Annotated in this window: 12 protein-coding genes; 5 read left to right on the top strand and 7 right to left on the bottom strand. The window is 52.1% G+C overall.

Annotation, left to right across the window (positions count from 1 at the left end; translation table 11 throughout):
* Window positions 1–38 precede the first annotated feature (38 nt).
* Together DDY07_RS12965 and trfA are read left to right on the top strand one after the other, a co-directional pair.
* Complete coding sequence (locus DDY07_RS12965) at window positions 39–491, top strand: hypothetical protein (RefSeq protein WP_171696219.1); 453 nt, start codon at window positions 39–41, stop codon at window positions 489–491.
* Window positions 492–501: 10 nt separating this feature from the next.
* Window positions 502–1371, top strand: a complete 870-nt coding sequence (trfA, locus tag DDY07_RS12960) for a plasmid replication initiator TrfA (RefSeq protein WP_171696218.1) — start codon at window positions 502–504, stop codon at window positions 1369–1371.
* A gap of 616 nt (window positions 1372–1987) precedes the next feature.
* On the opposite strand, the gene modC is transcribed toward trfA, so the two are convergent.
* From modC to mobI, 5 genes are all read right to left on the bottom strand, one after another.
* The gene (gene modC / locus DDY07_RS12955) at window positions 1988–3058 is read right to left on the bottom strand and encodes a molybdenum ABC transporter ATP-binding protein (protein WP_171696217.1); all 1071 of its coding nucleotides are present in this window, start codon (window positions 3056–3058) and stop codon (window positions 1988–1990) included.
* A 4-nt stretch (window positions 3059–3062) separates the two neighbouring features.
* Entirely contained in the window at window positions 3063–3740 is a 678-nt protein-coding gene (gene modB, locus DDY07_RS12950) for a molybdate ABC transporter permease subunit (RefSeq protein ID WP_171696216.1), read from the bottom strand.
* Window positions 3741–3752: 12 nt separating this feature from the next.
* Window positions 3753–4556, bottom strand: coding sequence for a sulfite exporter TauE/SafE family protein (locus DDY07_RS12945; protein WP_171696215.1), 804 nt, complete (start codon window positions 4554–4556; stop codon window positions 3753–3755).
* 1 nt (window position 4557) lies between these two features.
* On the bottom strand, window positions 4558–5328 hold the full coding sequence (modA, locus tag DDY07_RS12940; RefSeq protein ID WP_171696214.1) for a molybdate ABC transporter substrate-binding protein: 771 nt from the start codon (window positions 5326–5328) through the stop codon (window positions 4558–4560).
* A 422-nt stretch (window positions 5329–5750) separates the two neighbouring features.
* Complete coding sequence (gene mobI, locus DDY07_RS12935; protein WP_171696213.1) at window positions 5751–6236, bottom strand: conjugative transfer protein MobI(A/C); 486 nt, start codon at window positions 6234–6236, stop codon at window positions 5751–5753.
* Window positions 6237–6722: 486 nt separating this feature from the next.
* Between mobI and DDY07_RS12930 the strand changes: the two genes are divergently transcribed.
* The 3 genes from DDY07_RS12930 to DDY07_RS12920 all read left to right on the top strand — a co-directional run bounded on the left by DDY07_RS12930 (window position 6723) and on the right by DDY07_RS12920 (window position 12441).
* On the top strand, window positions 6723–7733 hold the full coding sequence (locus DDY07_RS12930) for a conjugal transfer protein TraF (protein ID WP_253734477.1): 1011 nt from the start codon (window positions 6723–6725) through the stop codon (window positions 7731–7733).
* The gene (locus tag DDY07_RS12925; protein ID WP_171696212.1) at window positions 7730–9181 is read left to right on the top strand and encodes a conjugal transfer protein TraH; all 1452 of its coding nucleotides are present in this window, start codon (window positions 7730–7732) and stop codon (window positions 9179–9181) included. The genes DDY07_RS12930 and DDY07_RS12925 overlap by 4 nt, the downstream gene beginning before the upstream one ends.
* 62 nt (window positions 9182–9243) lie before the next feature.
* A complete protein-coding gene (locus DDY07_RS12920; RefSeq protein ID WP_171696211.1) occupies window positions 9244–12441 on the top strand; it encodes a conjugal transfer protein TraG N-terminal domain-containing protein in 3198 nt (1065 codons plus the stop codon).
* Here the strand turns inward: DDY07_RS12920 and DDY07_RS12915 are convergent.
* Both DDY07_RS12915 and DDY07_RS12910 read right to left on the bottom strand, forming a co-directional pair.
* The gene (locus DDY07_RS12915; protein WP_171696210.1) at window positions 12435–13052 is read right to left on the bottom strand and encodes a hypothetical protein; all 618 of its coding nucleotides are present in this window, start codon (window positions 13050–13052) and stop codon (window positions 12435–12437) included. The genes DDY07_RS12920 and DDY07_RS12915 overlap by 7 nt on opposite strands.
* Window positions 13053–13168: 116 nt before the next feature.
* Window positions 13169–13657, bottom strand: a complete 489-nt coding sequence (locus tag DDY07_RS12910) for a DUF3368 domain-containing protein (protein ID WP_171696209.1) — start codon at window positions 13655–13657, stop codon at window positions 13169–13171.

Genomic DNA, 13657 nt, shown 5'->3' with positions numbered 1-13657 from the left:
TAGTGTAACGAGCTCCCTTTAATTACTCTGGAGCTCTCATGAAATCCAAATCGCTCGTAATCCATTGTCTTGTGTCTGCAGTGTGCGGCACGGCCTGTACTTCGCTGAACCGGCACGATGCTGCCGTCATCGAATCGATTGTGCCGGTTCAACCCGAACAACCCTGGCGCCTGGATAATGCTCGGCAGACAGGAGGATTGGGCGGTTCGGTATTACGGTCTGCATCGATTGAACACGTTGTCAGGCAAGTCGATCAGCCGCTTGGCGTTTACGTGGCAAGCGACGACTCATCGGATCGCGTTCTCGATGTCAGCGCGTCGCACATTCCCGATCGCCAGGATGACCATACACTATTCATTGAACGTGCTTGGCGAAAATATTGCCATCACCAACTCGATATGACACCGGAGGAACAGGCGTTAGTTAAAACCATGCCAATTCCGCACAGCGTTCTGAGCCATGGTTGTCATCCTGGCAGCCTGAAGAAGTGAGGTGGTCGTCATGGACAGAAATACCACCAACCATTCGCTCGATAATCTGACCGAACGTTTTCAATCTCTGACGGAGCGGAAAAAGGCCAAATTGCGGGTCGTCGAACCCATGACTTCACTACCCAATTGGCCGTCGGCGATACGCGGTACCCCTAATGCCTGTTTGCGAAGTGCATTGTTCGCCGGTATCCAAGGTAAGGAACGCATTGCCTATAAAAAACGCACCCTGCTGGCTGCGGTCGATGGCATTGAGGTTCGTTACCTCGGCATACAGCTCAATCAATCGGACCTTGATGTCTGGATGCAGATCATGCACTTATCCCGGCAACAATTGCCGGGGTTTAGCGTGACCTTCAGCGCCCATGCCCTATTGACGGCATTGGGGCGCGGTAGCGGCAAAAGCCAACATGAATGGTTGAAAGAATCAATGGCTCGGTTGGGCGGCGCCTTTGTCGAAATCACCTTTCACGGCCGGGATGCCTTTGGTGAAAAAGGCTTCCTGCGCTATTACCGTGATGAACTGACGCAACGCTACGTGGTGGAATTGACCGAATCCATGCTGCGCCTGTTCGAGGAGGGCTACACCTACATCGAGTTCGAGCAGCGGCAGAAATTGCGGAAACAACCCTTGGCCTTATGGTTACACGGTTTCCTGTCGTCCCATGCCGCACCGTTCCCAATGAAAATTGCCACCATTCACCGACTGAGCGGCAGTGGCGCGAAAACCCTGCGAGATTTCAAATATCGGCTGGGTAAAGCGTTGGAGGCCTTGGTGAGCATTGGTACTTTGGCTAGCTTTGAATTCGCCGATGATATCGTGAAGATCAAACGCCAGCCGACGCCCAGTCAACAGCGTTTTCTGGACGACCAGCAGCTCTAAAAAAGCACGGCATTAGACCGACGCTATTTTGGGTCGGTCGAAGCCTCTCGATACGGCATTAGGCCGACGCGGACACGGCATTCGGCCGACAAGGTAACGGCATTAGACCGACGGGCACGGCATTAGACCGACAAAAAGCACGGCATTAGGCCGACGTTTGACACGGCATTAGACCGACGCTTCAAGCAAATTGTGAAATCGCCTCAGGCCATGCCATCCGTGGCCTGCAGCGATTCTCTTATGCTGAAATTCGAAGGTGCTAATCTATATATAATCTTTTTTTAATCTATATATAGGGACTGGTGATTACATATTTTGTTTTCGAAACGAATGCTAGTGAGGCGTTTGTCACTTGGTCGCCTATGGCATCATCGCCCTTGGCCGTCGTGGTTCGGCCTCAAGCAGCCTGTCATCCGATCTCTTTAAGTGTGCGTCAGTTGCATTCAATAAAAAAGCAGACATTAATTCTTTAAACTTAGTCGTTTCGGACAGACAAAACCCAAAGCCCAAAAAGCCAATGCCAACTGCCAGAGGCTATCTGGGGTTTATGAATGGTGTATCAGGGGAGAATTGTCCTTAAAAAAGAAATTGTCGCTCATGACAATCAAGTATCCCTCTATTCCATTAACGCCACCGATTTAACCTGAACCCAAACGTCTTGACCGATGGTTAGGCCTAAATCAAAGGCCGCCCGTTTCGTTAACCGAGAAACTAATTGGCTGCCGCCTATCGACACCCGCACTAACGCAAGTCCAGGGTGTTCATCCTCGCCGATGGCATCCACGTGTCCCTGCAAAACGTTTTGAATGCTGCTGTGGCTGGGCGGTGCGTTGGCCATGCTTACATCGCGGGCCAGCACTCTGACACGCACGCGGCGGCCGACCGGTAAACCATGGTCTCGCGTCCACAGGCTGCCGCCGGGAAAATCCACCCGCGCGAGTTGCCAATGACTGTCTACTGCGCCTATTTCCGCTGCGAGTACGGCTCCGGCGTCTTCACCCAAGTGAATGGGTAAATCGATTCGGGCCAGAATATTGGCCAACGGTCCGGTTGCCGTCGCTTTGCCCGCATCCATGACCACCAAATGGTCGGCAAGCCGGGCCACTTCATCGGGCGAATGGCTCACGTAGAGTACCGGAATATCCAACTGGTCGTGGAGCTGTTCCAGGTAGGGTAAAATCTCCTGCTTGCGCTTGACATCCAAAGCCGCCAGCGGTTCGTCCATCAGTAAAATTCGAGGGTTGACGACCAAGGCTCGGGCAATCCCAACCCGTTGGCGCTCGCCCCCGGAGAGGCGATCCGGTTTCCGTTCAAGTAAATGGCCGATACCCAACAACTCGATCACTTGATCCAGTTTAGCTGGTTCCGACCCCGCAACCCGCTTTAAACCATAACGCAGATTGCCCAGAACCGTTAAATGCGAAAACAAACTGGCTTCCTGAAACACGTAGCCAATTGGCCGTTCGTGAGTAGGCTTCCATTCCTGCTCGCCTTGCCAGATTTGGCCATTGACGGACAGATAACCGTGCGATGGCCGTTCAAGGCCAGCCACGCAGCGCAGTAAAGTGGTTTTGCCTGAACCAGAATGGCCGAATAAGGCCGTTACGCCGCGTCCGGGAATGGTCAGATTGACATCCAAGGTAAAACTCGGCCAATCGATCCGGAAACGTGCGTTAATCATATCCATACCGTCAGCACTTTTTCGGATTCGGTTGCCAAATATACAGCGACAGCAAAACCAGGAACGAAAACACCAGCATCATCGCGGCCAATTGATGGGCTTGCGCATATTCCAAGGCTTCGACATGGTCGTAAATTTGCACTGATGCCACGCGGGTAGCGCCGGGGATATTGCCGCCTATCATCAACACCACGCCGAATTCGCCGACGGTATGGGCAAAGGTCAAGATACTGGCACTCAAAAAACCGGGTAACGCCAGCGGTATCGCCACGGTAAAAAAGGCATCCAAGGGTGAAGCCCGCAAGGTGGCGGCGGCTTCTAACGGCCGGTCGCCAATGGCTTCGAAGGCGTTTTGCAACGGCTGCACCATGAACGGCAGCGAGTAAAATACCGATGCCACTACCAGCCCCCAAAAAGTAAACGGCAATAAGCCCAGTCCCAGTGTTTGTGTCATGTAGCCCAGCGGCCCATTCGGTCCCATCGTCAGCAACAGATAAAAACCCAATACCGAAGGTGGCAGCACCAAGGGCAAGGCGACAATGGCGCCAATCGGGCCTTTCCACCTGGTTTTTGTCCGGGCCAGCCACCACGCCAGCGGCGTGCCGAACATTAATAAAATCAAGGTGACGATGCCTGCTAGGCGAATCGTCAGCCAGACCGCTTGAAAATCGCTATCGGTCAAAATCATGGTTTTAATCGGTCAGTGATTGTGTTGAAAGGTTTTGATGGCGGATACCAACAAAATCGCGCCAAGTAGCGTCAATAAAAGATTCGTTGGTATCTGTCCTAGCAAAAAGCCACCGATGGCCGCGCCGAGAATGGAACCGGCAATCATCCAGGCCAATAACGCTTGTTCCTGGCGCAAGATGGCGAAGGCATCGGAACGGGTATAGCGGGCGAAGCCGACGATCATGGTGGGTAGGCTGACGCTCAAAGACAGGCTACCCGCCAGTTTGATGTCCAAACCGTACAGCAGCACGATGGTCGGAATCAGCAACTCCCCGCCTGCCACACCCAACAAGGCCGCCACCATGCCGATGCCAAAGCCTGCTATCAGGCCCAGCATCCAGCGCGATAGATCGTCATCGAGCAAAGCGTCGGTAGGGTTGTGCCAATCGAACCAAGCTTCGGATAGCATCAGTACCGACAAACCGGCCAACAGCCACATGATGATGCGATTAAGCAAGGTACGTGGCATGGTCATGGCATGACCCGCCGCCCACCAAGCGCCAACCAGACTGCCCGCCAGCAGATTCAAGCTGACATCGACGTGTGCCAGTTGTGTGGTGAACGGTATGTGGCCGGCTCTAAAAATCAAAGCCGAACTGACCACAACCAAACTCATGGCCTTGTTCAGAATGACGGCTTCCAAGGTCGGCAATTTGAAGAATCCCACTAATACGGGCAGCCGGAACTCAGCGCCGCCCAAACCGATTAAGCCGCCCAATGTGCCAATCAATGAGCCCGCAATGAAACTTTGGGTATCGCGTAGCGACGGCCTCATGTTAGTGGGCTACCGCTTCGCCCGGTAATACAAAACCGTATTTAGTCATCACCGCGCGAACGTCGGCGCTGCTCATGTGCTCGGCAAAGCGTTTGGCCAAGGCATTGTTTTCGGCCCGTTTGCTGATAATAAAGCCTTGCTCCAACGGTTCGTGCAGATTGTCGGGGATTAGCCAGTAACCGCCTTTTTGGCTTAATTCGGGGTTGCCCGCCAGCGACAAGGCAATAATCCCCACTTGCGCGTTGCCGGTCTGCACGAATTGTGTGGTTTGCACGATGTTTTCGCCAAACACTAGCTTGGACTCCACTTGTTCCCAGAGGCCCGATGCGCGGAGCGCTTCCTCGGCCCGTTTGCCATAAGGCGCATGTTTGGGGTTGGCGATGGCGATGCGGGTGATACTGGGGTCGTTCAGGCTGGCCATCGTCATTTTGGTCGCATCCATGCTGGCACTCCACAACACGATACGCCCGAGTGCGTAGGGTTTAACCTCGGAAGCCGCCAAACCGTTCTTGACCAATTCGCGGGGCAAACCAATATCGGCAGAGAAGAATAAATCAAACGGCGCACCCTGTTGAATTTGGGTGTTGAAATTGCCGGATGAACCATAAGCCACATCAATCTGGTCGTCGGGATTGGCTTGCTTGAAGCCGGTAATAATCTCGTCCATGGCAAACTTAAGATCGGACGCGGCAGCGATGGTGATTTTTTCCGCCTGCGCCGCAATGGAAAGCAGGGTTAGAGCAACGAACAGAAAGTGTTTGGCAAACTTCATAGTGGTTCCTTGGCTAAAGTTAAAGTATAGAAATTGTTCAAACGGCTCATCCATTAGACATGAATGTCTGGCTTCGTAATATATTAGAGACTATAACGATGTGCCGAGCAAAATTGATACCACTGTCCGCCACAGATAATTCTGGAATTGAATCGATGATTAGTGAATTGTTTTTACAATAAAAACCAGTAGTACTGTAATGTTTTAGAGCGAAGCCGACGGTAAGACTGCTAGGGGCTTATCATTCATAATCTTCCATTATTGTAATGATTCGCACCAATTGGGTTTTTCTAGCATTGATTGGTCATCACTCAGGAATAATTGATCCCCAAGGAATAGTCAGTTACAAACCGTTCAAATTCTTGAGGCAAACGACAGTTGATTGCATATGGCCGAAGGGGAACCATAAATACCAGTCTGGTTTATTCGCGTAATGCTTGCTTTTGTACGGCTTCAATTACCCTGCAATAACGCTGAACCGCATCGCGAATTTTTCCCAGTCGATCGAGCTGTTGCCGGATATGGGCAAACTCGGTTTCCAGTTCTTCAACTAATTCCGCTTCCCAGGCGGGTTCGCCCCTCAGCAGGTTGCCGAGCGGATAACGATAGCCATGGCCTTTCTTAACGTACTGCGCAATGGGCTTGGTTTGACCGTTTTGCCGCAACGTGGCCATGCGGTACCACTCAATGCTGAAAGCGCGTTGGTTTTCCCGGCAGCGGATGCGGACGCCGATTCGGCCCGATTCGCTTTTGCTGTGTTTCTGGCGCTGGCTTTTCAATTGGCGCCAATAATCATCGACCAATACTTTGGCTTGCGTCTGGAGATGATCGCACCGAGTTTCGATCCAATGCAATATATCTTGTTCGGTGAGAGTGGACTGAGCGTTGACTGGTCGTTCGCTGGACATGAATTTTCCTATTACTTAACTGTAGGGATAGACATGGACAATGCCTAATGGAGTTTTCTGTCCATTGCGAACCTTGGAAAGCGCCTTAGTGCATAGGTATTTGCACCTTAAATCCCTAACGTAGTAGGCATATCACTGTCATTTTCTCGATGGGTCATTTAGGCATTGCCTTCGCAAAACGGCGTGATTCATGCCTGCCTAGGAAATAACTTCGGCTTTGGGCCGATTACCGTTGCCTCGTTTCCCTACTAGCGTAGGTAAAGCGAAAGTCGATTTCCTATTGGGATTTGCGGGCCATCGTTCGTTCGCAATGACGCCGGTATTTTAGGCAACCGACATGGGATGCCAATTGCAGTTGACGCCGAATTTGCGATCGTCTGCCGTTACGGTCGGATTCTGCGATAGCTTTTGAACCATCTTGCAGCTGATGGCGTTTTCGTCGTCAGCTGCAAAAGTCGCTAGGAAGATCTGACGGACAATGGCGCGATGAACCGAAATGCCATTTCTTTACCGATCATCTTGAGCTTGTGTCTCAGAGCCTCTCTGGCGATGGGTAAGGACGACACGTCCGAGGTTTCCTATTTCGTCGACAAACAGCGCGGCTGGTTTTGGTATGAGGTGTTGCCGGAACCAGCTAAAAAAGCCAAACCCGAAACCCAAGCCGATCAGGAAAAACCCAAGCCTGACAGCAAACCGCCCAGCGTCGTTCAAGCTGAAATTGAAACCAAAATTCAAGATAAGCCCTCTGCAGAACCCCAATCGCTGTCTTCAGCCTGGTTAAAGCAAAACCTGGAGCGTTACCTGAACCAGGCCATCGACGATCCCAGCCCCGAGAATGTGGCGGCGTTTTATTACCTGCAGCGGGTGATGATGGACAAAGCCGAGCGTTTTACCAACGCGGCGCGTTACGTAGTGATGTCTGATCCGCAACTCGATGAAACCGTGCGCCGACCGGTGGCGACCTATGCGGCTAACGAAGCCAATCATCAAGCCAGTGTGGTCGCCGAACAGGCTTTGAAAGCGATTGCCGCCCAAGCCGGTATTTTGTTTTTCTTTCGGTCCGATTGCCCTTATTGCCATGTGCAGGCGCCGATTCTGGCCATGCTGGAAAACGCCTACGGTTTCAAAATCTATCCAGTGTCGCTCGATGGTTTACCGATGCCGAACGGCTTTTTCGGTCAGTTCAAACGGGATAACGGTCAGGCTGCGATGTTGGGGGTTGAGCAAACCCCGGCGCTGTTTCTGATGAAACCGCCCAAGCAAATTGTACCGTTGGCGCAAGGCGCATTGTCGCTGGAAGAAATCACCGGTCGGATTCTGCTAGCCGCCAAGGAAGCAGGTTGGATCGATGCTTCGCAATATCAAACCACTCAGGGTATTCGCAATACGCCGATGCTGTTACCAATGGCTGGCAGTATCAGCCCTGCGGTCACTCAAGATCCACTGTCACTGATCCAGGCATTGCAACGCAATGCGCAAATGGGGAGCACGCCATGACTTCGTTTTCGCTTCGATTTCGCTATCGCCAGATCGTTGTATTGATCCTGTTGATCGAGAGTTCTGCTCCAGCCTATGCCGACCTGCAACAGGAAATGGACAGTATGTTCGGCACCATGACCAACTTCACGGCGCCGACCGCGCATTTGGGACAGCGCCGTGGCGTGATTACCGGCGGTAGCTTGGTGGCGCGCAATGGCATCACCAATACCAACCTGGTGTCGTTCGTGCCGCCGTCGTTCAGCGCCGGTTGCGGCGGCATCGATTTGTTCGCCGGCAGCTTCAGTTTCATTAACTTCAACCAGTTCGTGCAATTGATGCGCAACGTGGCCGGCAATGCGGCGGGTTACGCGTTTCAACTAGCGGTTGGAGCGATGTGTCCCTGGTGTGCGTCGGTGATGACCGACCTGCAAAAGAAAATCCAGGAAATGAACCAGATGTTCAGCAACTCCTGCCGACTGGCACAAGGCCTAGTCAACGATACGGTCAAAGCCTTCGATCTGCAAAGCAAAACCAATCTATCCAATGCCTCGTTTACCCAAGGCATTTCCGATGTGTTTTCCAGCTGGACCAATACCAGCACCTTGGGTGATCCGGTACAGCAGATAAAGCAGAATGACCCGACCGATATGACCAAGATCATCCAAGGTAATCTGGTGTGGCGAGCGTTGGTCAATCAAAACGCCGGCGGCTGGTTTCGCTTCGGTGGAAACAGTTTGCTGGAAGCGGCGATGAGTATTTCCGGTACCGTGATTGTCGATGCGCCGCAAGCCGCGCCCGACGGCAAAGGCGAAAACAATGCCATCAGCGCGCCGCCGCCGGTGCTGCGGATCAAGGATCTGATGTACGGCAATGACGCCGGCAATAGTTATCAAACCGTCAGGATGTACACCTGTTCGGATGGACACGATGCCGATCAGTGCCTCAAACCCATCGTCCAGAACGTCAATCTGGTGGGCTTGAAGCAACGGGTGATGGAAATCCTGCTGGGTTCGGCCAATACCGGCAACGGCCTTATCTACAAATTCTCGACCAACAGCGGTCAAATCACCGATAGCGAAAAAGCCTTCATGCAAACCGTGCCGGATGCCATTGGCGGCATGATCCATAACCTGGCGAGGGAAGATGCCGGCATTGCCAGGATGTGGGCCGAAGAAGCGGCGCCGGTGATTGCCTTGGAATTGGCGCAATTGATCGTCAATGATTTACTCAATGCCGTGCAAACCGCCGCACACATGAATGACCATGCTTACGCCAAGTTGCTGATGGACGCCTTGAAGGATGCCAGAGAACAAATCCAGGATGAATACGTCACCATCGCCGGTCGCTATGGTAACCCGCAAACCTTGATGGCGTTTTATCAGCAATTGATGAATACCGTAAAGCCAAAACATTACGGTACCGTGGCGCAATTGCCGGCTTCCGGGACGGCTTGGCCAAATCCTTAAACGCTCATCCTCTCGCACCCCATGTTGGTTTTCTCCCTCGTTGTTTAAAAGGCAGGTTGCCCATGTTTGAACTCTTCTCCGTGGGCGATTCCGCCTATTTGCAAGCCGTACTGAATGCCATTGCAATGATTTCCGGGACGGGCGATTACCGCACCGCTGCGGCCGTCGGTGGTTTGATTGGTGCCATCATCGTCATGCTGCGGGCGTTGTTGCAATGGGATGGCCGCGGCATCCGCTATCAGGATTTATTGCTGGCTTATGTGTTGTGGTTGATGCTGTATGCGCCGTCGGTGCGGGTGTCGATCGAGGACGCCTATACCGGCAGCGTGGTGGTAGTCGACAATGTGCCGTTGGGGCCGGCGGTGGTGGGCAGCGTGATGTCGAACATGGGTTATCGCACCACACGGCTGTTCGAACAAAGCTTTGGCACACCGTCGATGACCGGCAATGGCTTTGCCGACAGTTTGCAGACACTAACGTCGGTACGGAAGAATTTGTTGTCGCGGGTTAATCTAGGCGCGGCCAATGTACCCAATGCCGGCAGCGACATGGAAACCTCGTTCGCCAACTATGTGCGTGAATGCACGTTGACCGGTGTCGATCTGAATCTGAAATCGGTGGATGCCATCTTGCGCGATGCCGATCCGCTGAATGCCATCCGCTTCGATTCCGACATCTACATGACCCAAATCTATGTCGGCGGCCAGCCGCAAACCAAAACCTGCTCGGATGCCTGGGCCGATTTGAGCGTGGTGACCAATGGCAATTTTGCGACAGCACTGGAAGGTTTGTTGCAACCGACACTGGGTGTGCCAGCCACAGGCGATACGGTGCCGAAAATCCAGGATGCCTTCGATGCGTTGGCCGGTCCGGGCGTGGTCGATGCGGCCGATTACATGTTGATGTCGGCGATCCTGCCGATGTTCGAGAAAGGCGTCATCGGTCGACATGAAGACGGCTTGCACTGGAACAAGGCTGCGATGGTCGAACAAGCCATCCAGCAACGCAATACCCAATGGGCCGCCGAACAAACGCTGTTCTCCAAAATCGTTCGACCGATGATGGCGTTTATCGAAGGCTTGAGTTATGCCATCGCACCGATCATGGCCTTTGTGGTGATGCTGGGCAATGTCGGTATACGGATGAATATCGGCTATTTCTCGATGTTGTTGTGGATCCAATTGTGGATGCCGATTCTGGCGGTGATCAATCTGTTCATCCAGATGTCCGCCGCCGGTAAAATGGCCGCGCTAACCACTGCCACCTACAATCTGCCGTCGATGATGGGGATTTACCAACTGGACATGGAATTGCAACAATGGCTATCGATTGGCGGTATGCTGGCCGCATCGACGCCGGCCATTACCTTGATGCTGATTTATCGCGGTGCGGTGACCGCCACCCATTTCCTAGGGCGGATGGATGGCGGGGATTACGTGAACGAGAAAATCGCCACGCCCGATGTGATCAGCCCGGCACCGGTCTTGAATGCCCAATCGCAACATCAATACAGTCCATTGTCGGCGGTCACCCAAACCGGCGTCGACAAGGTGCTGCCGACATTCACAGCCGGCAAGGACATGAGTGCGGCTGTATCGTCGACTTATAGCGCTTCTGAACAAGCCACCAGTAGTTTCATGCACAGTGTCTCATCAACGGCGTCGAAGTCGGCCAGCATCACTAGCGATGCGTTTGACAGTCGGTCATTGGGCAATCAAATTGCCAGCAGTTCCAGTTATACCGATGCTTACAATCGTCAGTTTGGCGAAGCTTTTGCCAAGAAACATGCCGATACTGGGATTTCCGCGGATCAGTTCTCGGCGTTGGTGGCCGGCAGTGCCAATGCTGGGGCCAAGCTGGGTAGCGACCAATTGAGCGGTGCGATCTCCGGTCGCCTGCAAAACGATTTCAAAGTCAGTCAGGACAAGTCCGATGCTATTGCCGCCGACATCAGCCAGACCGTCAACGACAGTCAGGGTTATCAAGCCGGCTTGGCGAAAAGCCTGGCCATGGATGCGCAAACCGGCACCCGAAACGTCGCCTCAATGGGATTGCAAAATCAATCGTTGTCATCACTGCAACACAGCGCAACCGATGCGGTATCCGCCAGCGAATCCTATCAACAAACCCTATCGGCCCAACAACGCTTCGGAACGCAAGCCAGTTTCGGCGCGGCGGAAACGGGTTACAAAATTGCGAATGATCCCGGCTTGATGGAGCGTCTGGATCGCACACTTGATCAATACGGCTTGCGCGGCGATACGCAACGGCTAGCCTCGCAATGGAAAGCGTCGGGTTGGATCAGCGATGCCGACCAAGCCTACGCGGCCGCTGGCATGTCGTTATTGACCGGATTTTCGTCACCCAGTTACCGAACGCTGGACGATCAGCAATCGCAGCAGGCGCACATCTCGGGTTACCAACTGCTAGGCGATGCTTTTAATGCACCGCAAGCCGATCAAACCTGGGATGCTAGCAGGAATGAAGCACTTAAAGCCAATGCGCCGGAAACTGGCAAGGTTCAGACTGCCGTCGAACAGGCACAGCTTAAAGACCAACGGGCTGAAACCGAATCGCTAAATCAACGAGCACAGGCGAGGATTCGTTCAGCGTCGGGAAAAATTGCCGGCGGTGAAGCAAGTATCGAAGCACAACATGATCGTAACCTGGCAGAGCGTGAACAAAATTCAAGAGAAGGCTTTGGGCAATTGGCGAATGTAAAAGCAGAGCACTTTAGGCAATCAATTGCCGCAGCGGCCAATGACACGTCTTCTGCCGCAGAGTTGTCTTACAACTACATTGGTGGTGGGGTCTACAGTACTGCTAAAAATCTTGAAGCAATGGGTGCTGCTGGGCAGGAGTACTTGAAGCACTTCAATAATAGTTATGATGAAGCGAGGTCAAGAGGCGCTGAAAAATGGGATGCTTTTAAACACGCAGCATCCCAGTCCTATCCTGGATTTGCTCAAGCTACGCAAGCCTGGGCTGATCAAAGAGTCAATGAAGTTGCCGACAAGCTGACATCGAGTCAACAAGCTTATTATCGTGCTGCTATGTTTGAAGCCTTTGATGGGATCGCTGTGAGTAGTGAAAACACTGGTGGATTGGGAGAGGCGAAGCAGCGGATGATAAATGAAGAAGGTGAAAATGATGGCAATAATATCGCTAACTTATTGAGAAGTGCTGCTGGGCAAAACAGACAGGATCTGATTGACCAGATAGGACAATATAATCGAGCCCGTGGGCTGATCAATTATTGAAACGTGGATTTTACTGGTTTTTTCCGACCTAGGATAAAGGCAGCAACAAAACCACGAGCAATAATCATAAAGAAAAATAGAGCAACATAGCCAGCTGCCGATGGATACTCATGGGCAATAAACATCGAAACTAGTACCAATATCGCCCAATAATAATTACTTCGATGAAAAAACTTGGCTGCCGCACGCTCAATTCCCTGAAATACTAATTCAGCCAATGTCATGGCAAGAAAGAACGCAGTCCCAAATGCTGCAAACAAACTGACGTTATCTGAGAGGTTTCCCCAGTCAGCAACAAACCATAGCGCTACAAGAAATATCGTTATGGTTACCAGTTTTTGAAGAACTGAAAAGGAAAGAACATCTGAGTATCTGGATTGGATAAATCGGGTAAAACCAGATGGGAACGATGCAAAAGTGCTTCCGCAAAAAGGACAAATCGATTTTGTTGGTTGTCCGTAATAGGTAATGACGCGAGGCACCATGATTCGATGGCATTCAGGACAATCGACCATTGCATGATGGCGATTAAACATTGAGTGATTTGACCGGGTTTGAATCGGCTGGTTGGGGCGTTTGAACCGATCTGAGAGCGATGACTGTGTCGGCATAGTATTCTCCATAAACGTTTTGGTAATCCTACCGCGAATGAACTAACGCTCCAAGTCGGTTTTAAATCAAAGCCATTTTCATAAGGCAAAGAAAATTAGCCTGAATATCGATTCGATTACTCGCCGACACTCGCCAGAATTTTGTTGATTACCGTAGCCGAAATTCGAAAGTCCGATCGATGCAGGACTTCAAACGCGGCTCGAGCAGACGAAATCAAACCTCGTTTCTTGGCTAGGCCAATAACGGCGGCCGTACCGACGACCTGCAGTTGATATTCTTTGGCCACCGCCCGGCCGGCACGTTCGTCCATGATCAGCAAATTGTTTTCGGGTGACGATAGCGCGATGTTGATGCAATCGGTTTCACCAGCGTCCAGATCAATGTCCAAACAAGGCGTGATGGATTCATGCCATACCGTTAACCAACCTATATCGAATGCATGAGCCAGGGCTTCTTCACCCGGCGCCGATTTGCCCCGTAACACTTCTTGTTTCACCGATTCGGGTACGAAAACCTGGTCAAATAACTCTGGCAGCCAGATTAAACCCTCCACCAACGCCAATCCGATCAATGGACTGGCATCGACAATCACTTTTTTGACCAT

The organism is Methylomonas sp. ZR1 (genome assembly GCF_013141865.1).
Lineage (GTDB): Bacteria > Pseudomonadota > Gammaproteobacteria > Methylococcales > Methylomonadaceae > Methylomonas.
The sequence above is the reverse complement of the archived record's forward strand: the minus strand, read 5'-3'. Positions and strand labels throughout refer to the sequence as shown.

Coding starts and splice junctions, on each gene's coding strand:
- modB (WP_171696216.1), bottom strand. CDS start 3,740: ATGATTTTGACCGATAGCGATTTTCAAGCGGTCTGGCTGACGATTCGC.
- mobI (WP_171696213.1), bottom strand. CDS start 6,236: ATGTCCAGCGAACGACCAGTCAACGCTCAGTCCACTCTCACCGAACAA.
- DDY07_RS12910 (WP_171696209.1), bottom strand. CDS start 13,657: ATGGTCAAAAAAGTGATTGTCGATGCCAGTCCATTGATCGGATTGGCG.
- DDY07_RS12945 (WP_171696215.1), bottom strand. CDS start 4,556: ATGAGGCCGTCGCTACGCGATACCCAAAGTTTCATTGCGGGCTCATTG.
- trfA (WP_171696218.1), top strand. CDS start 502: ATGGACAGAAATACCACCAACCATTCGCTCGATAATCTGACCGAACGT.
- DDY07_RS12930 (WP_253734477.1), top strand. CDS start 6,723: ATGAACCGAAATGCCATTTCTTTACCGATCATCTTGAGCTTGTGTCTC.
- modC (WP_171696217.1), bottom strand. CDS start 3,058: ATGGATATGATTAACGCACGTTTCCGGATCGATTGGCCGAGTTTTACC.
- modA (WP_171696214.1), bottom strand. CDS start 5,328: ATGAAGTTTGCCAAACACTTTCTGTTCGTTGCTCTAACCCTGCTTTCC.
- DDY07_RS12925 (WP_171696212.1), top strand. CDS start 7,730: ATGACTTCGTTTTCGCTTCGATTTCGCTATCGCCAGATCGTTGTATTG.
- DDY07_RS12965 (WP_171696219.1), top strand. CDS start 39: ATGAAATCCAAATCGCTCGTAATCCATTGTCTTGTGTCTGCAGTGTGC.
- DDY07_RS12920 (WP_171696211.1), top strand. CDS start 9,244: ATGTTTGAACTCTTCTCCGTGGGCGATTCCGCCTATTTGCAAGCCGTA.
- DDY07_RS12915 (WP_171696210.1), bottom strand. CDS start 13,052: ATGCCGACACAGTCATCGCTCTCAGATCGGTTCAAACGCCCCAACCAG.